Consider the following 20,949-nt stretch of genomic DNA (forward strand, 5'->3'; position numbering starts at 1 on the left):
CTGCCTGTCTTTACAGCATTGGGCCGGAGCCGGATTTTTTCAAGTTCAACTTCGCTTCGGCCAGTCGGCTCCAGACTGGGGCGTGTCGCCGCGACCACAGTCACCTGCCCGCTTTGCCAGGCTGTTTCGTTCTGCATGTAGTAGTATCAAGATGCTACAGTGGCTCTATTGGCGGGCATCATCGCTTACCGATCAGCAGTGCTGCCCCGCTTCCCGGAACTGAAGACTGTGTATTGACCGATGCAGGGAGATATGGGCGAATACGGCGGCGCCAGACGTTCACAACCATTCCAGTCACCCTTCTGGGCCCTCACGGCAAGTATCGCTTTTGTCGCTGTTCTGCTGGGTGTCCTGGTTTATTTCAACCTGCATGAAAAACTGCTGGATGTACTGGCATGGGTGGAGCAACAGGGTGCCTGGGCCGCCGTGTTGTTCGTTCTGATCATGGCCGCGGCGGTGTTCCTGCTGTTGCCCGGGATTTTTTTAACGATGGGTGCCGGGTTTGTATTCGGGGTGGTGGAGGGCTCGGTCCTGGTCGTGGTCGGTACCACGCTCGGTGCGGCGATTGCATTCCTGATCTCACGTCATCTGCTCGGCAGCCGTGCAAAGCGCTTCATTGTCGAACATGAGCGCTTGCGGGTCATCAATGCGGAGATGGCGCAACACGGGTGGAAGGTGGTCCTGCTGACCCGGCTGATCCCGTTTTTTCCGAGCAAGGTAGCCAATTATTTTTTCGGGCTGACGACGTTTCGATTCCGTGGCTACCTGCTGGGTTCATTTCTCGGTTTCATCCCGTTCTCGGTGCACAACGTCTATCTTGGCTCTATCGTCGGGGACCTTACCGCGCTGACCCAGCGTGAACTGGGCCGCACCCCGGTGGAGTGGGCGCTCTACGGCTTCGGTTTTCTCGCCACCGTGGTTGCGGTGGTGTATTTCAACCGTCTGGCGCAGCGCGCTCTCGCGCACTACGCCGCCGAGGACGGCAGCACTCATCCCAGCCAGATCGACAGAGAGGTAAAATGAACTTGATGAGATGGTTGCCCTGGCAGTTTATTATTCGCCGGGCCGCACGTAGCCAGGGTTTTCTGGATCCGATCGAACTGATGGCGCGTATGCGGCAGTTGGCGCAGCCTTCCGAGGTCGGTGAGCCCATTGAATTGTTGCGTGCGGGGCTTGTGTTCCACGCCCGCGGATTGATCAATACCAAGGTGATACAACACAATCTGGATTGGGTCTGGCCCTACTGGATCGAGCGTCAGTTCGACCCGAAAGACGAATCTTTCATTCCCCGTTCGTTCTCGATCTCGCACATCAATCTCACTCACCGGAACTGGACCGCGATTGGCCAGCCGGACTGGGAAGAGCTGCCTATTGTCGACCCACGCGGACTGTTGACGCCGCTGCTTGACGGCTGGTCGCTCGACACCTGGATTGTGACTGAAGATGGCCGTAGATTGCTGCCGTCCCGCGCCCGCAGCGTGGAGCAGTATCAGGAACTGGATCCAGGAGTCGCGGTGATCACCCGCAGCAATCAGGGCGGTCTCTCATTGCAAAGTCGGGCCGAAGTACGGGTCGAAGATGGCAGAGCGATATGCACCATGACAGCGACCGCCGACAGCGATAGCGCGGGCTGGCTGGTGCTGGCACTCCGCCCCTGCAATCCGGAAGGGGTCAGTTTCGTGCACAAGGTGAATCTTGCGCAGGACCGCAAAAGCTGGCTGGTGGACGATGCGCAACGGGTGCAATTCAGCGAACCGGCAGAGCGACATCACGTATCCGATTACCATCGTGGCGATGTGTTTATCCATCTCAATGACCAGCAGGAGAACAGCGAGGGCCGTTGCAAGGTCGGCATGGTCACCACGGCGGCGATGTTCCCGATCGGGGCCGGTGGCCAGCGCAGGATCACGGTCAGCGTGCCACTGCCGGGAAATCGCTCAGACACGCTTTCAGACGAAACCTGGCGCACGGAACGGGCACAGACCTGCAGGCTTGAGTGTCCCGAGCCGCGCTACCAGTTTCTCTATGATGCTGCTGTCACTTCGCTGGTGCTGCATTCGCCCGGTGACGTCTATCCAGGCCCCTATACGTACAAGCGCTTCTGGTTTCGCGATGCTGCATTCCTGATCCATGCAATGTTGTGCGTTGGGCTGGAACACAGGGCAGCGCGCGCCCTGGACCGGTTTCCGGACCGGCAAACTCCGCTCGGCTACTTCCGGTCCCAGGAGGGCGAGTGGGACGCCAACGGCGAGGTCTTGTGGATACTGCTGCGCTACGAACAGCTGACCGGCAAGCGGCTGGGGGCGAAATGGGAAGGCCCGATCAAGCGCGCGGCGCGCTGGATCACGCGTAAACGGGTCAGCGCGGACATCGACGCGCCGCACGCGGGCCTGTTGCCAGCGGGATTCAGTGCGGAGCACCTGGGCCCCAACGACTATTACTTCTGGGACGATTTCTGGGGTGTGACGGGTTTGAGGGCCGCGCATCTGCTGCTGCGCGATAGTGCCGCCGGCAAAGGCGACGATTTCGCCGCGCAGGCGGACGACTTCGCCAGCGCGATTGATCGCAGCCTGGAAAGCTGTGCGCGGCGCCTGCGCCGTCCCGGCATGCCGGCGTCTCCATACCGCCGCCTTGATGCGGGCGCGATCGGCTCGCTCGCGGTGGGCTATCCGTTGCAGGACTGCAGGCCCGACGATCCCCGACTGCTCGATACGGTCAACTTCCTGTTGTCCAGCTGCTTTATCGACGGCGCATTTTTCCAGGATATGATCCACTCGGGGCTCAACGCCTACCTGACCTTGCATGTCGCGCAGATCCTGCTGCGCGCGGACGATCCACGGTATCTGGACCTGATGGATGCGGTAGCGGCAATGGCCTCAACCACGGGCCAGTGGCCGGAAGCGGTGCACCCGCGGACGATGGGCGGTTGTATGGGTGATGGCCACCATGTATGGGCCTCGGCCGAATGGGTGCTGATGGTGCGGCATCTGTTCGTGCGCGAGGAGGGTGAGCGGCTGGTTCTCTGTGCCGGAATCCCCAGTCGCTGGCTCAGGCACGAGCGTCCGATCTCGTTCGGTCCGGCTCCCACCACATTTGGCCCGGTCTCGGTTGTCGTCACTCCCTGTGCCGCAGGGCAGGTGAAGGTGGAGTGGCACGGAAACTGGCGCAGTGGAGAACCCATCATCGAGCTGCGGCTGCCTGGTCATGCGCCACGCACTATCGACCCCGGCACCACCTCCCTGACCCTTTCAAGCGAGGCCACCGACACGTGAACATCGTGCTGTTTACCAATACCTTTACTCCCCATGTCGGCGGCGTCGCACGCTCCGTTGAGGCATTCACCGAAGAGTATCGCCGCCGTGGCCACCAGGTACTGGTCGTCGCGCCGGAGTTTCATGATACGCCTGAACACGAAATTGGCGTGGTCCGGATACCGGCGATACAGAATTTCAATACCAGTGATTTTTCGGTAGCGTTACCAGTACCGATGATACTGTCTGGGCGACTTGACAGCTTCGAGCCAGACATCATCCACTCACAGCATCCGTTCCTGCTGGGGACGACTGCGTTACGTGTCGCCCGACAGCGCGGCCTGCCCCTGGTGTTCACCCATCACACACTGTACGAACAATATACCCACTACGTGCCGGGCGATTCGCCGGTACTGAGGCGGTTCGTTATCGAGCTGGCAACCCAATACGCGAATCTTTGCGATCAGGTGTTCGCGCCCAGTGAAAGCGTTCGCGAGCTGTTGGTCGAGCGCGGTGTCACCGCGCCGGTCCTGGTGGTTCCGACCGGCGTGCAGCCAGAGCGCTTCAGCCATGGCGATGGCTCCCGCTTCCGGCGGCAAAACGGTATTCCGGACGATGTGTTTGTCGTGGGTCACCTGGGTCGGCTGGCGCCGGAAAAAAATCTCGAATTTCTGGCACGGTCGGTCGCCGCGTACCTGCAGTCAGCTCCCGACGCGCAATTTCTGGTCGTGGGAGCCGGCCCATCCGAGGCGTCGATCCGGGAGATTTTCGCTGCCGCCGGTGTCGACGATCGACTGTTGCTGCACGGGGTGTTGCAACATGAACAGCTTGCCGATGCGCTTGCGGCGATGGATGTATTCGCTTTCGCTTCCATGAGCGAAACCCAGGGCATGGTACTGACCGAGGCGATGGCCGCCGGGTTGCCAGTGGTAGCGCTCGACGCGAGCGGGGTCCGGGAAGTGGTTGCCGACGGCAGTAATGGCCGTCTGCTGATGACAGCGGATGAGGCTGAATTCACTGCGGCGTTGGCATGGGTGGCATCGCTACCGGAGCCGGAGCGCGCGGCATTGAACCGCGCGGCACTGGAAACAGCCGATGCCTGGTCGATGCCGCGTTCGGCGGATACGGCGCTCGCCTGCTATGAGCGCCTGCTGGCAACACCAGTGGGACATGAGCACCGGGAGGAGTCGGGCTGGGATAACGTCCTGGCCCGGATCAGGGCCGAGTGGGACATTATCAGGAGCCTCGCCACCGCGGGTGAAGGTGCGCTGAGCGAGGGAGCGACCGACGGTGACAAGCTCGACTGAGCGGCTGATGCCTTCCATTCTGTTACCACGACGCACGGCATGATCAGCCGTATCGAGGTATTCATGCGCGGTCTTCGCCGCCGGTTCAGCCGCAGTTATTGGCTGACTCGCATGTTGCGTTTGCCGGAGTCAATCGGTCATGGGATGCGGCCGGGATTGCTCATGGTCCAGGTTGACGGGTTATCGGAAGCTCAGCTCGAGCGTGCACTCGCGCAGGGTGAGATGCCCTTTCTCAAGCGGTTGATAGAGCGCGAGCATTACCAGGTGCAGCCGCTGTATTCGGGCCTGCCTTCGGGAACACCTGCGGTACAGGCAGAGCTGTTCTACGGTGTCAGGACCGCGGTCCCGGGGTTTTCGTTTCGTGACCGCGAGCAGCAGCGGATCGTGCGGATGTACGAGCCAGGCGCGGCGGAGCGGGTGGAAGCGCGGCTGCGGCAGATGGGAGAGGGGTTGCTCGCGGGTGGCAGCGCCTATGCCGACAATTTCACCGGCGGCGCAGAGGAGGCGCATTTCTGTCCGACGTCGCTGGGCTGGGGGCCGGGTCTGCGTGGTGCGAGACCCGGCGCAACGCTCCTGTTGCTGGTCAGTCACCTCTATAGCGTGCTGCGCATCATTGTGCTGCTGTTGCTTGAAACCGGGCTCGCACTGGTCGATTTCATACGCGGCCTGTCCAACGGCAGGGATTTTCTGCGCGAGCTGAAGTTCGTGCCCACACGCGTTGCGATCTGTATCCTCATGCGCGAGCTCTGCGTGATCGGTGGCAAGATCGATCTCAACCGTGGCCTGCCGATCATTCATATCAACCTGCTCGGCTACGACGAGCAGGCGCATCGGCGTGGGCCGGAATCCGCATTTGCCCACTGGACGCTGAAGGGAATCGATGATGCGATCGGGCGTCTCTGGCGGGCGGCACACCGCGCTCCGCTGCGCCATTACGAGGTCTGGATCTATTCCGACCACGGCCAACATCCGGCCCGTTCCTATTTTAGTCTGCAGGGCTACCAGTTCGGGGAGGCGGTTGAGCGTGCGTTCGCCGCGCTGGGCGCACAACCGGAAGTCGCTGGCGGGAGTCCGTCTGAAAGCGTACAGACCCAACGGGTGCGGTTCCTGGGCGGACGCCGGTTCCAGCGCCTGTTTGCCGTGTTCGGTGTCGAGACGGATTCTCCCGCTGAAGAGCGGCTGCAGGTGGCAGCGCTTGGTCCTGTCGGTTTCGTGTATTCACCGCGCATCCTGGCCGCGCAAGAGCGCGCATTCCTGGCGCGGGAGCTGGTCGCGACCCACGGCGTGCCCGTTGCCATTACCCGCGACGGGCAGGGTGATTTGTGGGCTCGCACCACCGAGGGTGAATTCGGCCTGCCGGCCGATACCGCCGCGCTGGTTGGCGCGGAGCACCCGCATCTGGAGGAATTGCGCGACGACCTGCTGGCGTTGTGCCTGCACCCGGATGCAGGGGAGTTGGTCGTGCTCGGCTGGCGCCAGGGCGCAGAGCCGGTCACGTTCGCCATGGAGAACGGGTCCCACGGCGGTACCACGCCCGGCGAAACCGGTGCCTTCTGCCTGCTGCCGGCCGATACTGCTCTGCCGCGGGTACGGCGCGATTATCTGCGCCCCGCCGACCTGCGCGAGGCCGCACTGAGGTACCTCGGCCGCAGGCCGCCGACTATGCCGCGAAGGTTCCGGCGCGGACGTCCCGCCGGGACCAGGCAATTGCGGGTGATGACCTGGAACGTTCACAGCTGTGTCGGTCTGGACGGGAAGCTCTCGGCCAGGCGAATCGCCCGGGTAATTGCCCGTGCCAATCCCGATGTGGTGGCACTGCAGGAACTTGATGTCGGTCGCGCCCGTACGGGTGGCGAAGACCAGGCGCAGGCGATTGCCCGCTACCTGGAAATGGAGCACCATTTTCATCCGGCCATACATCTCGAGGAGGAACAGTACGGCGACGCCATACTCAGTCATCTGCCGATGCGCCTGATCCGGACCGGCTCGCTACCGGGTTTCCGGCCCGGATCCCGGCGCGAACCACGAGGTGCACTGTGGGTTACGGTGGAGTTCGGCGGTACCGAGGTCCAGGTGCTCAATACCCATCTGGGTCTGTCGCCGCGCGAACGCATGCGCCAGATTGAGGCATTGCTTGGCGAAGACTGGCTTGGGGATCCCCGCTGCCAGGCACCGGTGATTCTGTGTGGCGACCTGAATGCGACTCCATCTTCACGCGTGTGCCAGCGGCTGTGTCAGCGTCTCGAGGATGCACAGGTACAACTGGATGCCCATCGCCCGAAGAATACCTTTTCCAGTCGCTTTCCCGCCGCCCGCATCGACCATGTGTTTGTCGATTCCGGGATCCGCGTCAGGGGCATCGAGATCCCTGATTCGCACCTGGCGCGCGTGGCTTCGGACCATCTGCCCCTGCTGGTGACCCTCGAGATCGAACCGCCTTCGCGACCGCACCATGCAAAGGTGTCCGGGACCGTTTGGGCAGATCGGCGTTGAATATGCTAGGGTTCGGATGACGTTTTCACAGACGGAGGATTACCCATGAGTCATGTGTACAAGGTCATCGACATTGTCGGATCATCGCCCAGTTCGATAGAGGACGCCATCCAGCAGGCCATAGCGCGAGCCTCGGACACGGTCAACAATGTAGAGTGGTTTCAGGTAGACCAGGTACGCGGCCATGTAGAGAGCGGCAAGGTTGGCCATTACCAGGTGGCGATCAAGCTCGGCTTCCGCCTGGACGACAAGTAACGGTAGCTCGGGGCGCGGCTTCACGGGAGGCCGGTCTTTGCGGCTGCTTTACTCGAACGAAAACAGGCTCATCGTTGCCAACGTCAGGAATGTCGTCGAGGCGGCGGGGATTGAGGTTGTGTTGAACAACGAGTTCGCCGCAGGGGGAGCAGGAGAGCTTTCGCCGTTTGAGGTGTGGCCGGAATTGTGGGTGGTCAACGACGCCGACTACGAGCGTGCGACGCGGTTGATCGAGAACTCGTTGAGCGCAAGGAACGCGGTGCCGTGGCGATGCATCAATTGCGGTGAGGACAATGATCCTGCCTTCGAAACCTGCTGGAAGTGCGGGCATGATCAGCCAGGTAGTAGAAAGGAAGGCATATGAACGTGATCACGCAGGACTTTATCGTCAACCGCAGCGATCTGGCCCAGACCCGATGGGTCAGTGGCTCCGCGCCGGCGGAGGTCTCTCTCGAGCGTGGCCAGATACTGGTCGAGGTCGAGAAGTTTGCCTTTACCGCCAACAACATCACCTATGCCGTAGCCGGCGACCTGTTGAACTACTGGTCTTTTTTCCCTGCCGAAGCCGGCTGGGGCAGAATTCCGGTCTGGGGCTATGGGTCCGTGGTGCGATCACACTCGGAAGAGATTGCCATCGGCGAGAGGCTCTACGGCTATTTCCCGATGTCATCGCACCTGGTCATGCAGCCTGAGTCGGTGACCCCGGGATCCTTTCTTGACCTGTACAGGCAGCGGCGTGATCTGCACCCGGTTTACAATACCTATAGCCGGCTGCAACCGGGCAGGGGCACGGCAGCGGTCCTTGACGATCTGCGGCCGATTCTGAGCCCTCTTTACACGACATCATTCCTGATCGACGACTGGCTGGCGGACAATGATTTCTTCGGTGCAAGCCAGGCCCTGCTGCTGAGCGCTTCGTCGAAAACCGGTTTCGGGCTTGCCTTTGCCCTCTTGCAGCGCCGGCCACAGGGCCCCAGGGTGGTCGGTCTTACCTCACCGGCCAACAGCGCATTCGTTGAGAGTCTCGGTTGCTACGACGCGGTCCTTCCCTACGACGGGATTGCCACGCTGGATCCGTCGCAACCGACCCTGGTCGTCGACTTTGCTGGTGATGGTGACGTGCTCGCGGTGGTGCATCGGCATTTTGGCGACAGGCTGGTGGAGAGTACCCAGGTGGGTTTGTCGCACTGGGATGCACCACGGCCGCCCGCGGAGCTGCCCGGCGCCAGGCCGCGGCTGTTCTTCGCACCGGATCAGGCCCAAAAACGCATGCAGGAGTGGGGCAGGGAAGGCTTTGACACCAGGCTGGGCGAGAGCTGGCGAGCGTTTGCCACCGAGGCATCGGCCTGGTTGTCTATCGAACACGGCAAGGGTCCGGAGGCGATCTCCAGGGTCTATGCGGCCATGCTGTCCGGCCGTATCAATCCGGCGGTCGGCAATATCCTTTCTCTCTGAGCCGGGGGTTACCGATGGTGCAATTCCCTCCCCACCCCGGTAAAATCGCCGCTTTTTTGAGCAATGTTGTTGAGCGATTATTCGATCTCGGCCCCCTCCATGATGGAGGGCATTTCGGTACTGCACGAAATCCGCCTCGACCATGTACTCCGCCGCATTTGCGCCACTGGCGCGCGTCGGGTTCTGGATCTTGGTTGCGGTTCGGGACTGTTGTTGCACCGTCTGGCGGTGGAGAAGCAGTTTGAGAAAATCGTAGGCCTGGAAAGCTGTTCGCGCGCGCTGACAAAGGCGCGGCACCTGCTGGCGGAGCATCCGCAGGCACCATTCCCGCAGCTGACGCTGATCAACGGCTCCTACAGCGAAGTCCAGCCTGCTCTCTGCGATTATGATGTCGCCGCGATGGTCGAGACTATCGAACACGTCAAACCGGGCCTGTTGTCGGCGGTGGAGCAGAGTGTATTTGGACAAATGCGGCCACGGGTGATCTACCTGACAACGCCCAACCGGGAGTACAATCCGCTGTTCGGCTTGCGTCCCGGCGAATTTCGCGAGGCCGATCACAAATTCGAGTGGGACCGGGCGAAATTTGCACAGTGGGTGTTCGGGGTGGCCCGGCGCAACGGTTACCGTGCGGTTCTGGGTGGCATAGGCGATGAAGACCCCGAGCTCGGTCCACCCACCCAAACCGCGTATTTCACGCTCATCGACTGACTAAAGCAGGAGCCCAGATGCGATTTTTTCCGGCATTCCGTCATTTTGGTCTGGTGGCTGCGGTGTTGGTGGCCGTATTGGGCCTGTGGGCGACCAGCTTGCACCCGGCCTGGTCCCTGCTGGCGGCTCTGGGCGTGCTGCTCTGCGGGCTGGGTATATACGACCTCCTGCAGACCCGGCGTGCAGTGCTGCGCAACTACCCGGTGATCGGGCATTTCCGCTATTTGCTGGAGGGAATCCGGCCGGAGATCAGGCAGTACTTCATTGAATCCGACAGCGACGAGCTGCCTTTCTCCCGGCGCCAACGCTCCATCGTCTACCAGCGCGCCAAATCGGATCTGGACAAGCGCCCGTTCGGCACGCTGGAGAATGTCTACCGCAGCGACTATGAGTGGATCAACCACTCCCTGCAGCCGGTGCACATTGCCGATCACGATTTCCGGGTAACCGTGGGCGAGGGACCTGCCCAGCCCTACAGCGCCAGCGTGTTCAATATCTCCGCGATGAGTTTTGGTGCCCTGTCCGCCAATGCAATTCGTGCGCTCAACGCCGGTGCCCACAGGGGCGGGTTCTACCACGACACGGGGGAGGGCGGAATTTCACCCTATCATCGCGAACACGGTGGTGATCTGGTCTGGGAGATCGGTACCGGTTACTTCGGTTGCCGTGGTGCGGACGGGTCCTTCAGTGAGGAGCGTTTTGTCGCCAACGCCTCCGAACCCCAGGTGAAAATGATCGAGCTGAAGCTGTCCCAGGGCGCCAAGCCGGGGCAGGGAGGGCTGCTGCCGGGGCCCAAGGTGAATGCCGAGATCGCCAGCACTCGGGGCGTACCCGAGGGCGAGGATTGCCATTCACCAGCGGCGCACTCGGCGTTCTCCACGCCCATCGAACTATTGCAGTTCGTGGCGCGACTGCGCGAGTTGTCCGGCGGCAAGCCGACAGGGTTCAAGCTTGCCATCGGCCATCCCTGGGAGTGGTTTGCCATTGCCCGCGCCATGCAGGAGACCGGTATCCTGCCGGATTTTATTGTCGTCGATGGCGGCGAAGGGGGAACCGGGGCCGCGCCGCTGGAGTTCACGGATCATGTCGGTGTGCCCATGCGCGAGGGCCTGATGCTGGTACACAATACCCTGGTGGGGCTGGATCTGCGCGATCGTGTGCGTGTCGCCGCCGCGGGCAAGATTATCTCCGCGTTCGATCTCGCCCGTACCCTGGCGGTCGGCGCGGACTGGTGCAACGCCGCGCGCGGGTTCATGTTCGCCCTGGGCTGCATCCAGTCGCGGAGTTGCCATACCGATCGTTGCCCCACCGGCGTGGCCACGCAGAATCCGGGCCGCCAACGTGGTCTGGTGCCTGAAGACAAGGCCACCCGGGTCTGCAACTTCCAGCAGAATACCCTCAGGGCTCTGCGCGACCTGCTGATGGCTGCGGGAGTGGAACACCCCGACAAGCTGGGTCCGGAGCATGTGATTCGCCGTGTTTCCCAAACCCAGGTGAGCGCCCTGGGACAGCTTTATCCGGCCCTGCGTCGGGGCCAGTTGCTCCAGCCTCCCGGTGCGGAAGGCCATGGCCACGCCGTGTTCGATCTGTTCTGGGAACACGCACGCGCCGACAGCTTTGTCGCACCCGCGCGTGCCAGGGCCGACCAACCGCTTTGACGAGAGCCCCGCGTGAACAACAGCACAAGGGAGAAGATCGAGCTGGAGCATGATGCGGCCCGGATTTTCATGCGCCTGTACGAAGAGCGCAGTGGTTTGCCCATGCGTCACATCTGGCACAATGAGCCCAACAAGCCCGACGTTTCCTGTTATCTCGACGGCGATCGCATGGATCTGGAGATCGCCCACATCTACGGCAGTGAGGAGGAAGCCAAGCTGATTCTCGGTCGCGCCGCCAATATCCGCACGCTGGAAGCCCTGCACCAGCTTATCCAGGTGCCCGTGGGCGATCGCCTGCTAACCGCGCTCAACGCGGTGCTCGCCAGCAAGTCCGGAAAGACCTACCACAGCGACCGGGTCTGGCTGGTGATTCGCAATGCCAATCCCCTGTGGTCCACGGATGATCTGAAGCAGTGCCTGCACCGCGTGTCCCTGCCGCCGGCGCACCCCTTCGAGCAGATCTGGGTGATCGGGGACATGACCGGGGAATCGGGTATTGTGCAGCTCTACTGAGAAAAGTGCAGGCTTGCCCCGGGGAACAAGCCTGCCCGCAAACCTGTTGTGCGTTTGCTAGTATGTGAACAACGGTTGCTAGCTGGCGAGCTTCTCGAACTCAAGCTCCGGATAACCCTGGTTGGCTGACTCGTCCATCCTGTCGTAGTAGACGTTTGCCCCCCCGAAGTAGATCAGCACGCGCGGTGCCTTGGTTTCGAGGTTGGCGCCCATCATCCAGGAGTGCACCTTGTCACCCTCGGCCATCAGCGTCTGACTGTGAATCTCCGCGGTATGTGCGGTCCACTCGTCCTCGGCATCCTGGCGCGGTTTGACCACGTCATAGCCTTCGCTTTCCATTTTCTTGATGCAGTTGGTAATCCAGATAACGTTCTGCTCAATAGATGTGGGCAGGTTGGCGAAGGGGGCCTGGGGGCCAGTGACGATGAACATGTTGGGGAAATCCGCCACACAGACACCCATGATCGACTTGGATTGTTCCTGCCACTTCTCGGCCAGGGTCTGGCCGCTGACACCGCGGATCGGGAACGCCTCCAGTGCGCCCGTGTAGGCGCTGAAGCCGGTTGCCAGCACGATGATGTCGAACTCGTAGTGGTTTTCCGTGGTGCGCACGCCGGTTTCGGTGATCTCGACGATCGGCTCGCGGTCCTTGATATCCACCAGGTGCACGTTATCGCGGCTGTAAGCCTCGAGGTAGCCGTGATCCAGCGGCGGGCGCTTGGCGAACAGCGGGTAGTCCTCGATTTTCGGCACCAGGATCTCCGCGATTTCCGGGTCCTCAATCCGCTCCTTCATCTTGTCGATGATGAACTGCGAGGCCATCCGGTTTGCCTCGGGGTTGGAGAGCAGGTCTTCGAAGGTCTCGAATACCCAGCGGAAGCTGCCGGTCCATTTCTCTTCGAAAATGCGCTGCCGCTCCTCCGGCGAGGTCTCCACGGCCTTGCGACCCTCGGCGGTATCAAAGGCCATACCGAACATGTGGTTACGGCACTTGGCTATGATCTCGTCGTAGTGTTCCTTGATCTCCTTTTCCCACTCCGGCGTCATCGGCCGCTGCATGGCGGGGAGGATGAAGTTCGGTGTGCGGTGGAATACCGTGACGCTCTCGGCAGTCTGGGCCATGACTGGCAGCATCTGCACGGTGGTGGCGCCGGCACCAATGATGCCGACGCGCTTGCCGGCATAGTCGAGACCTTCCTGCGGCCAGCGTGCCGAATGGAACAGTGGACCCTTGAAAGTATCCATGCCCTTGATTTTCGGGATCACGGGTTCGGAGATCATGCCCATGCCACTGATGAAGTACTTGCAGGTGAAGGTATCCCCGTCGCCCGTGGTGACCAGCCAGTGGGCGCTGTCCTGCTGGTATTGGGCGCTGACAATCTCCGTGTTCAGCTGGATGTGCGGCCACATGTCACACCTGTCGGCGACAAAACGGAAGTAGTTGTGGGTCTCTTTCCAGTCGGGGTAGCGCCGGGTCCAGGACCACTCCTGCAACAGTTCCTTGGAAAAGGTCAGGCAGTAGTAGTAGCTCTCGCTGTCCGTCATCGCGCCCGGGTAGCGGTTCCAGGTCCAGGTACCGCCGACATCGGATGCCTTGTCGAACACGCGAACGGACAATCCCGCATCGCGGAGATAGTGGATCAGGGCCAGACCGGCGAAGCCGGCGCCTATCACGATGGCATCGTAATCAGGTTTTTGGGTTGTCATAACAGTCTTCCTCATCTTATTAGTACGGGCGCCGTCCAAACGTGGCTGGTAAAAGTACCGGTACCGGACTTGTTGTACGTTTCATGGTATTCGATTGCTGCAGAGGCCTGCAGCAATTTTAGAACTGTTCCCGGAGCGGGAAGATACTATACTTGCTAGGCGCAAACAAGCAAGTTTATTCCACAAGAAAAGTAGGGTGTTTGAGTCCAAAGATCTTATATTGTCTGGGTGTTGCTGGTCGGTTATTGTCCTGCGCTGGCCTGGAATCGAACGGGGGGTAGACCGGGAATGGACACCCACAGCCACTGGATGCAGCGTGCGCTGTTACTCGCGGATCGCGCTGCTGCAGAGGGCGAGGTGCCAGTCGGTGCTGTGGTGGTGCGCGCCGGCCAGCTGCTGGGAGAGGGCTGGAACTGCGTCATCGGCAGCCATGACCCCACCGCGCACGCCGAGATCGAGGCGCTGCGTGATGCGGCTCGTCGGCAGGGCAACTACCGTTTGCCCGGCGCCACGCTCTACGTCACCCTGGAGCCCTGCAGCATGTGTGCCGGTGCGCTGGTGCATGCCCGCATCGAACTGCTGGTTTTTGCCGCCCGGGAGCCGAGGGCGGGGGTGGTGTGCAGTCAGTGCGCCCTGTTGGAGTCGCCCTGGTACAACCATCGGGTGCGCTGGCAGGAAGGGGTGCTGGCGGATGAATCCAGTGCCCGCCTGCAGGCATTTTTCCGGGCTCGTCGCCTATAGCGCCAGAAATCGTTTCTCCCGCAGCGCCAGCGGCAGGTAGTCATCCGGATTCAATGGCTGCCCCGGCTGGTTGGCGGGGATGTCCTGCCATTGCAGGATGCTGTAGTAGTGGCGGATGTTCTGCACGAAATGCATGGCCTCGCCGCCGCGAGCGTAGCCGTAGCGGGTGGTCCGATAGTGCTCGCGCTTCTGCAGCAGGGGCAAGTGCGCCATGACGTCGCTCCAGAGATGCGGGTCACCGCCCATGCGTTCGGTTAATACCCGGGCATCCTCCAGGTGTGCGAGCCCGATATTGTAGGCGGCGAGCGCCATCCAGGTGCGGTCGGGCTCGTGGATGTCCCGGGGCAGCCGGCGTCGAAGATCCTTGAGATAGCGGGCTCCGCCCCGCAGGGACTGCAGCGGGTCGAGACGATCCCTGACCCCCAGCTCTTTCGCTGTGAGCTGGGTCAGCATCATCATGCCGCGCACGCCGGTCGGTGATGTTGCCTCCGGTTCCCAGTGGGATTCCTGGTACGAAACGGCTGCCAGCAGGTGCCAGTCGAGCTGGTACTCATCGGCCACCTGGCGGATCAGGTCGCGATAGGCCGGCAGTTTGTTGCGGATATTGCGGGCAAAGGTATGCGAGCCGATGCGTGACAGGACCGTGGTATGGCCAAAATATTGTTCCCGCAAGCGGTCCAGGCGGCCGTCGCCCTGCAGTTGGGTGAGAAAGCCGTCCATGCGCCGCCGCAGGCTGTGGTACTTGCGTCCGGGTGGCAGGTACCAGACCATCTCGCGCTCGGGCCCCAGGTCAAAGGCGACTTCCAGCATCGGGTACAGGCTCTGTTGCATGCGGAACTCGCTGGAATCGATCACCGCCAGGTCGGCGCTGCCATTGTCCACCCTCTCCAGCAACTCCATGGTATCGGCTCCTTGCACGGCCTCCCAGCGCAGCTCCGGCCTGTCCTCCTCCGCCATGACCTTCAGCGTCTGTTCGTGGCTGCTGCCGGCCAGCACCACCAGCTGCAGCTCGCCGAGGTCATCGAGCCCATCGGGACGACGATTGCCGGTCCGGTAGACCACCCGGGGCACCATGGTGGCGTAGGCGATGGAATGGCTGAACCGTTGGCTGCGATCATCGGTCAGGGTGAGCCCCGCCGCAGCCACGTCCGCTTCCTCCCGCTGCAGGCGCCGGAATATCCCATCCAGCGAGTAGGCGGTCTCCATTCGCAGGTTGACGCCCAGTTCTTCGGCCAGCAACTGCGCCAGGTCATGCTCGAAGCCTGCGGCGCCGTCCTTGTCGAGGTAGTAGGTGGTGGGGCTGTTGCGGCTGACCACGGTGAGCTCTCCGTCGGCCAGCACCTGCTGCAAGCGGTCGGATTGGGAGCAGCCGCAAAGCGCTGCCAGCACCAGCGCGCTGATCAGGGAGCGGATCGTCATCATGGGGTCATTCTACCGCCGCTCCCGAATCCCGAACAGCCCGGTTGAAGCTCTACAACAACTGGACAAGGCCACGCAGTAGAGGCAATAAGCCCCATCCATCACTCATTCAGGGTATATGGCCACAGCAAGTACCGGGTAGTCTATGCTGATTATCATTAATCAGGAGTCCAGCCCATGACCTTGCCCGTGACGCCGCTTACCCATCGTCCCCCCCTGCGCGCCCAGGATATCTACGACCGGGTGCTGGCGCTGGGCGACCTGTTCCGCCGCAATGCTGCCGAAGCGCGCAAGCTCCGCAGGGTGCCGCAGGAAAACATCGATGCCCTGCAGGAGGCCGGATTTTTCCTCGCCCTGCAGCCTCGACGCTGGGGCGGTCACGAGGTTGACCCGCAGGATTTTTTCCGCATGCACCTGGCCATCGCCGAAAATTGCATGTCCACTGCCTGGGCGTCCGGCATCGTTGCCGTGCACGCCTTCCAGCTCGCGTTGATGGATGAGCGCGCGCAGCAGGATGTGTGGGGCAAGGACATTCACACCCGTATCTCGTCTTCCTATGCGCCGCTGGGCAAGGTGACGGAGGTGGAGGGGGGCTTCCGTCTCAGTGGACGCTGGGGCTGGAGTTCGGGCTCGGACCACTGTACCTGGGTATTCCTGGGTGCCATTTGCCCGGATGGCGGCTTCCGCAGTTTCCTGGTGCCGCGCGGTGATTATGAAATCGTCGATACCTGGCATGCCATGGGCCTGCAGGGTACCGGCTCCAATGACATCGTGGTCGACGATGCCTTTGTCCCCGACTATCGCACCCACAAGGCCGAGGACGGCTTCCTCGGCACCAATCCCGGCGTCACCGCCGACAGCGCGCCCCTGTACCGCCTGCCCTGGGCGCAGCTGTTTGTGCGCGTGGTATCCACCCCGGCGATCGGGGCTGCCAGGGACGCCCTGGATCTGTACCGCCAGCTGGTGGTGGGCAAGGCCAGCGGTGATCTGACCAAGCTCGCGGGTGATACCGCGACCCAGGAGCGGATTGCGGCCGCCATCACCAGTATCGACGAGATGGAGGCGATCCTGTTTCGCAATTTCGACCGCATGATGACCCAGGTCACCGCGGGCGAGGAGGTACCGGTGCTGGAGCGGATCAAGTACCGCTACCAGGCATCGCTGGTGATCGAGCGCTGCATGGCGGTGGTCGACAGCCTGTTTTCCTCCGCTGGCGGTGGCTCGGTATTCCTGGGCAGCGAGATCCAGCAGCGGTTTCTGGATATTCACACGGGCCGGGCCCACGTGGCCAACAACCCCACGGCGTTTGCCCGCAACCTCGGCTCGGTGCTGCTGGGCAACGAGAGCAAGGACTTTTTCGTGTAGTTCATCGCGGGGCGTCTCTGCCGGGTGAATTTGCCCGCGATTGCCGGTTACCGGCGGCGGCGCTATCCCGTACAATAGCGCGCTTTCAGAAGACCTCTCCTGGAGCTCGTCCCTGCATGCTGATTTTGCGCGGTGCCCCGGCCCTGTCCCCGTTCCGGCGGGACAAGCTGGCACAGAAACTCTCCGCTATCGACCCCGCCATCCGCATTCTGCACTGTGAATTCGTGCACTTTGCCCAGACCGATGAGATTCCTGGCGAAGAGCGCCAGGCACTGCTGCGGCAACTGCTGCACTACGGTCCCGCCACCGGGGCCGGCCAGTTCGATGTGAGCACGGCGGCTGCCGAGTTGCTGCTGGTGGTGCCGCGCCCGGGCACCATCTCCCCCTGGTCCAGCAAGGCCACCGACATCGCCCGCAACTGCGGCCTGCGGGAAGTGCAGCGCCTGGAGCGGGGTACCGCCTGGTATCTGCACTTGCCCGCCGACTTGCCCGAAGCCGCACGCGGCCAGGTGGCTGCCGCCCTGCACGATCGCATGACCGAGTCCGTGCTGTCCTCCTTGGAGGCCGCCAGCGCCCTGTTCCGGGTGCAGGAGCCCGCGCCGATGGCCACGGTGGATATCCTCGGCGGCGGCCGCGAGGCTCTGGTGGCGGCCGACGCCAGCCTGGGCCTGGCGCTGGCCGAGGACGAGGTCGACTACCTGGTGCAGGCCTTTACCGGCCTCGGCCGCAATCCCAACGATGTCGAGTTGATGATGTTTGCCCAGGCCAACTCGGAGCATTGCCGGCACAAGATCTTCAACGCCAGCTGGACCATTGACGGCATCGCCCAGGACAAGTCCCTGTTTGGCATGATACGCAATACCCACGAGCGCGGCGGCGACAATGTCCTCTCTGCCTACTCCGACAATGCGGCGGTAGTCGCCGGCCATCATGCCGGCCGCTTCTTTCCCGACCCGGAGAGCGCCGAGTACGGCTTTACCCAGGAACCCATCCACTTGCTGATGAAGGTCGAGACCCACAACCATCCCACGGCCATTGCGCCGTTTCCGGGAGCCGGCACTGGCGCCGGCGGTGAAATCCGCGACGAGGGCGCGGTCGGGCGCGGCTCCAAGCCCAAGGTCGGCCTTACCGGGTTTTCCGTGTCCAACCTGCAGATCCCGGGCTATGTGCAGCCCTGGGAATCCGACTACGGCAAGCCGGCGCGCATCGTGTCGGCGCTGGAGATCATGCTCGAGGGACCGATCGGCGGCGCTGCCTTCAACAACGAATTCGGTCGCCCCAACCTGTGCGGCTACTTTCGCAGTTTCGAGCTGGATGTCCCGGGCACCGCCGGCAGTGAGCGCCGCGGCTACCACAAGCCGATCATGATCGCCGGCGGCTACGGCAATATTCGCGAGGAACATGTCGAGAAGGGGGAGTTCGCTCCCGGCGCAAAGCTGATTGTACTCGGTGGTCCGGCGATGTTGATTGGTCTCGGCGGCGGCGCGGCGTCTTCCATGGCCAGCGGCGCCAGCGCCGAGGACCTGGACTTCGCCTCGGTGCAGCGCCAGAATCCGGAGATGGAGCGCCGCTGCCAGGAGGTCATCGACCGCTGCTGGCAGCTGGGGCCCCGCAACCCGGTCGCCTTTATCCACGACGTCGGTGCCGGTGGCCTCTCCAATGCGTTGCCGGAGCTGGTGAAGGACGGCGGTCGCGGCGGTCGCTTTGCCCTGCGCGATGTCCCCAACGACGAACCTGGCATGGCGCCGCTGGCCATCTGGTGCAACGAGTCCCAGGAGCGCTATGTGCTGGCGGTGGAGCCGGAGGACCTGGCCCGTTTCGAGGCCATCTGCGCCCGCGAGCGCTGCCCCTATGCGGTGGTGGGGGAAGCCACGGCGGAACAGCACCTGACCCTGGCGGACAGTCATTTCGGCAATGCCCCGGTAGACCTGCCGATGTCCATCCTGTTCGGCAAGCCGCCGAAAATGCAGCGCGACCTACGCCGTGTGCCGCACAGCCTGCCGCCGCTGACACTGGAGCTGCCGCTGCTCGACGCCATTGAGCGAGTGCTGCAGCTGCCGGCGGTGGCCAGCAAGCAATTCCTGATTACCATCGGCGACCGCACGGTAACCGGCATGGTGGCCCGCGACCAGATGGTGGGCCCCTGGCAGGTGCCGGTGGCCGATTGCGCCGTGACCACCGTGTCCTACGACAGCCATGCCGGCGAGGCCATGGCGATGGGCGAGCGCAGCCCGCTGGCGCTGGTCAGCGGGCCCGCCTCCGGGCGCATGGCGGTGGCCGAGGCGATTACCAACATCTGCGCCGCGCCCATTGCGGCCCTGCAGGACATCAAGCTGTCTGCCAACTGGATGTGTGCCGCAGGCCACGGCCGCGAGGACGAAGTGCTGTTCGATACGGTACGCGCGGTGGGGATGGAATTCTGTCCGGCCCTGGGGATCACCATTCCCGTGGGCAAGGATTCCATGTCCATGCGCACCACCTGGCGCGAGCAGGGCGTACAGCGGGCGGTGACGGCACCGGTGTCGCTGGTGGTCTCGGCCTTTGCCCCGGTGACGGATGCGCGGCTGGCAGTCACCCCACAGCTGCAGTTACACGCGGACGCCGAACTGTGGCTGCTGGATCTCGGTCGCGGCGCCGGTCGCCTCGGCGGCTCGGCCCTGGCGCAGGTCTGTGGCCAGGTGGGCGACAGCGTTCCCGACATAGAGGATCCCGGCGACCTGGTGGCATTCTTCACGCTGGTGCAGGAACTGCTGCAGGCGGGCGCGCTGCTGGCCTACCATGACCGCTCCGACGGTGGTTTGCTGGTAACCCTGCTGGAAATGGCCTTCGCCGGCCGCTGCGGCCTGCAACTGGACCTGGCGGCCGTCGCCGGTACGCCCCTGCAGCAGCTGTTTGCCGAGGAGGCCGGTGCGGTGCTGCAGGTCGCTGCGGCCGATGTGCCAATGCTGCGCAGCCGCGCAGAAGAGCTGGGGCTGGCAGCCTGTCTGCACCCGCTGGGTCGCGCCGTGGCAGGTGACGATGTGACCATAGGCGTGGCGGGTACCTCGCTGTTGCGGGATAGCCGCGGCCGCCTGCAGGAACTGTGGGCCCGCACCAGCTACGAGATCGCGGCCCTGCGGGACAACCCCGACTGTGCCGCCGAGGAATATCAGCGCGTCCAGGCGGAAGATCCCGGTCTGTCGGCGCATCTCGGTTTTGATCCGCGGGAGGATGTCGCCGCGCCCTATATCGCCACCGGCGCGCGGCCGTGGGTCGCCGTGTTGCGGGAGCAGGGCGTAAACGGCCATGTGGAAATGGCGGCGGCCTTCCACCGCGCCGGTTTTACCGCGGTGGATGTGCACATGAGCGACCTGCACGCCGGCAACCGCTCGCTGGCGGAATTCAGCGGCCTGGTGGCCTGCGGCGGCTTTTCCTACGGAGACGTACTGGGAGCCGGCGAAGGCTGGGCCAAGAGCATTCTCTTCAACCCGGCCCTGCGTGACCAGTTCAGCACCTTCTTTGCCCGCGAGGACAGCTTTACCCTGGGCGTGTGCAACGGCTGCCAGATGGTTTCCACCCTGCGCGAGCTGATACCGGGCGCGCAGCATTGGCCGCGTTTTGTACGCAACCGCTCCGAGCAGTTCGAGGCCCGCCTGGCGCTGGTCCGGATCGAGCAGAGCCCGTCCATCCTGCTCGCCAACATGGCCGGCTCCCACCTGCCGATCGCCGTGGCCCACGGCGAGGGGCGGGCAGAGTTTGCTGCCGCCGGCTCCCGGGAGGCCTGCGAGGCCGGCGGCAGTGTGGCCCTGCGCTACCTTGAAAACGACCTCTCGGTAGCCGAGCGTTACCCCGCCAACCCCAACGGCTCGCCAGCCGGTATCGCGGGGCTCAGCAGCCTGGACGGCCGCGCCACCATCATGATGCCGCATCCGGAGCGTGTGTATCGCACGGTGCAACACTCCTGGGCGCCGGCGGAGTGGGGTGAGGACGGTCCCTGGCTGCGCCTGTTCCGCAACGCCCGCCGCTGGGTGGGCTGATGTCTTCCCCCTGGACAAGCCCCACTTGTGACCCCCCCCTTATTCTTTATAATGACGG

At 63.1% G+C, this 20,949-nt stretch carries 15 protein-coding genes; 13 read left to right on the top strand and 2 right to left on the bottom strand.

Features of this window, described 5'->3' with window-relative positions; genetic code table 11:
* Nucleotides 1–252: 252 nt before the first annotated feature.
* From RLO07_RS05315 to RLO07_RS05360, 10 genes are all read left to right on the top strand, one after another.
* Nucleotides 253–1,023 (top strand): TVP38/TMEM64 family protein, encoded by a 771-nt coding sequence (locus RLO07_RS05315; protein ID WP_462291090.1) that lies wholly within the window; start codon nucleotides 253–255, stop codon nucleotides 1,021–1,023.
* Entirely contained in the window at nucleotides 1,020–3,272 is a 2,253-nt protein-coding gene (locus tag RLO07_RS05320; protein ID WP_462291091.1) for a hypothetical protein, read from the top strand. Before RLO07_RS05315 ends, RLO07_RS05320 begins: the two co-directional genes overlap by 4 nt.
* The gene (locus RLO07_RS05325) at nucleotides 3,269–4,558 is read left to right on the top strand and encodes a glycosyltransferase (RefSeq protein WP_462291092.1); all 1,290 of its coding nucleotides are present in this window, start codon (nucleotides 3,269–3,271) and stop codon (nucleotides 4,556–4,558) included. The genes RLO07_RS05320 and RLO07_RS05325 overlap by 4 nt, the downstream gene beginning before the upstream one ends.
* Before the next feature lie 162 nt (nucleotides 4,559–4,720).
* On the top strand, nucleotides 4,721–7,051 hold the full coding sequence (locus RLO07_RS05330) for an endonuclease/exonuclease/phosphatase family protein (RefSeq protein ID WP_462291093.1): 2,331 nt from the start codon (nucleotides 4,721–4,723) through the stop codon (nucleotides 7,049–7,051).
* Between the two features lie 45 nt (nucleotides 7,052–7,096).
* Nucleotides 7,097–7,306 (top strand): dodecin, encoded by a 210-nt coding sequence (locus RLO07_RS05335; RefSeq protein WP_462291094.1) that lies wholly within the window; start codon nucleotides 7,097–7,099, stop codon nucleotides 7,304–7,306.
* 37 nt (nucleotides 7,307–7,343) lie between these two features.
* Entirely contained in the window at nucleotides 7,344–7,670 is a 327-nt protein-coding gene (locus RLO07_RS05340; RefSeq protein WP_462291095.1) for a putative signal transducing protein, read from the top strand.
* The gene (locus RLO07_RS05345; protein ID WP_462291096.1) at nucleotides 7,667–8,761 is read left to right on the top strand and encodes a DUF2855 family protein; all 1,095 of its coding nucleotides are present in this window, start codon (nucleotides 7,667–7,669) and stop codon (nucleotides 8,759–8,761) included. The genes RLO07_RS05340 and RLO07_RS05345 overlap by 4 nt, the downstream gene beginning before the upstream one ends.
* A 69-nt stretch (nucleotides 8,762–8,830) precedes the next feature.
* Nucleotides 8,831–9,472, top strand: a complete 642-nt coding sequence (locus tag RLO07_RS05350; RefSeq protein ID WP_462291097.1) for a methyltransferase — start codon at nucleotides 8,831–8,833, stop codon at nucleotides 9,470–9,472.
* A gap of 17 nt (nucleotides 9,473–9,489) precedes the next feature.
* Nucleotides 9,490–11,130 carry an FMN-binding glutamate synthase family protein gene (locus tag RLO07_RS05355; RefSeq protein ID WP_462291098.1) on the top strand — a complete coding sequence of 547 codons (1,641 nt, stop codon included), beginning with the start codon at nucleotides 9,490–9,492 and terminating at the stop codon, nucleotides 11,128–11,130.
* 12 nt (nucleotides 11,131–11,142) lie between these two features.
* Nucleotides 11,143–11,643 carry a hypothetical protein gene (locus RLO07_RS05360; protein ID WP_462291099.1) on the top strand — a complete coding sequence of 167 codons (501 nt, stop codon included), beginning with the start codon at nucleotides 11,143–11,145 and terminating at the stop codon, nucleotides 11,641–11,643.
* 78 nt (nucleotides 11,644–11,721) lie between these two features.
* Here the strand turns inward: RLO07_RS05360 and RLO07_RS05365 are convergent, their stop codons facing one another.
* The gene (locus RLO07_RS05365; RefSeq protein WP_462291100.1) at nucleotides 11,722–13,350 is read right to left on the bottom strand and encodes a flavin-containing monooxygenase; all 1,629 of its coding nucleotides are present in this window, start codon (nucleotides 13,348–13,350) and stop codon (nucleotides 11,722–11,724) included.
* 288 nt (nucleotides 13,351–13,638) lie between these two features.
* On the opposite strand from RLO07_RS05365, the gene tadA reads away from it, so the two are divergent.
* Complete coding sequence (gene tadA / locus RLO07_RS05370) at nucleotides 13,639–14,091, top strand: tRNA adenosine(34) deaminase TadA (RefSeq protein WP_462291101.1); 453 nt, start codon at nucleotides 13,639–13,641, stop codon at nucleotides 14,089–14,091.
* On the opposite strand, the gene mltF is transcribed toward tadA, so the two are convergent.
* Complete coding sequence (gene mltF / locus RLO07_RS05375) at nucleotides 14,086–15,513, bottom strand: membrane-bound lytic murein transglycosylase MltF (RefSeq protein ID WP_462291102.1); 1,428 nt, start codon at nucleotides 15,511–15,513, stop codon at nucleotides 14,086–14,088. The genes tadA and mltF overlap by 6 nt on opposite strands.
* Nucleotides 15,514–15,687: 174 nt before the next feature.
* Between mltF and RLO07_RS05380 the strand changes: the two genes are divergently transcribed.
* Nucleotides 15,688–16,875 carry a flavin-dependent monooxygenase gene (locus RLO07_RS05380; RefSeq protein ID WP_462291103.1) on the top strand — a complete coding sequence of 396 codons (1,188 nt, stop codon included), beginning with the start codon at nucleotides 15,688–15,690 and terminating at the stop codon, nucleotides 16,873–16,875.
* 116 nt (nucleotides 16,876–16,991) lie between these two features.
* Complete coding sequence (gene purL, locus RLO07_RS05385) at nucleotides 16,992–20,891, top strand: phosphoribosylformylglycinamidine synthase (protein ID WP_462291104.1); 3,900 nt, start codon at nucleotides 16,992–16,994, stop codon at nucleotides 20,889–20,891.
* Nucleotides 20,892–20,949: the final 58 nt, after the last annotated feature.

The sequence above is a fragment of the Haliea sp. genome, from assembly GCF_040221975.1.
Classification (GTDB): Bacteria; Pseudomonadota; Gammaproteobacteria; order Pseudomonadales; family Halieaceae; genus Haliea.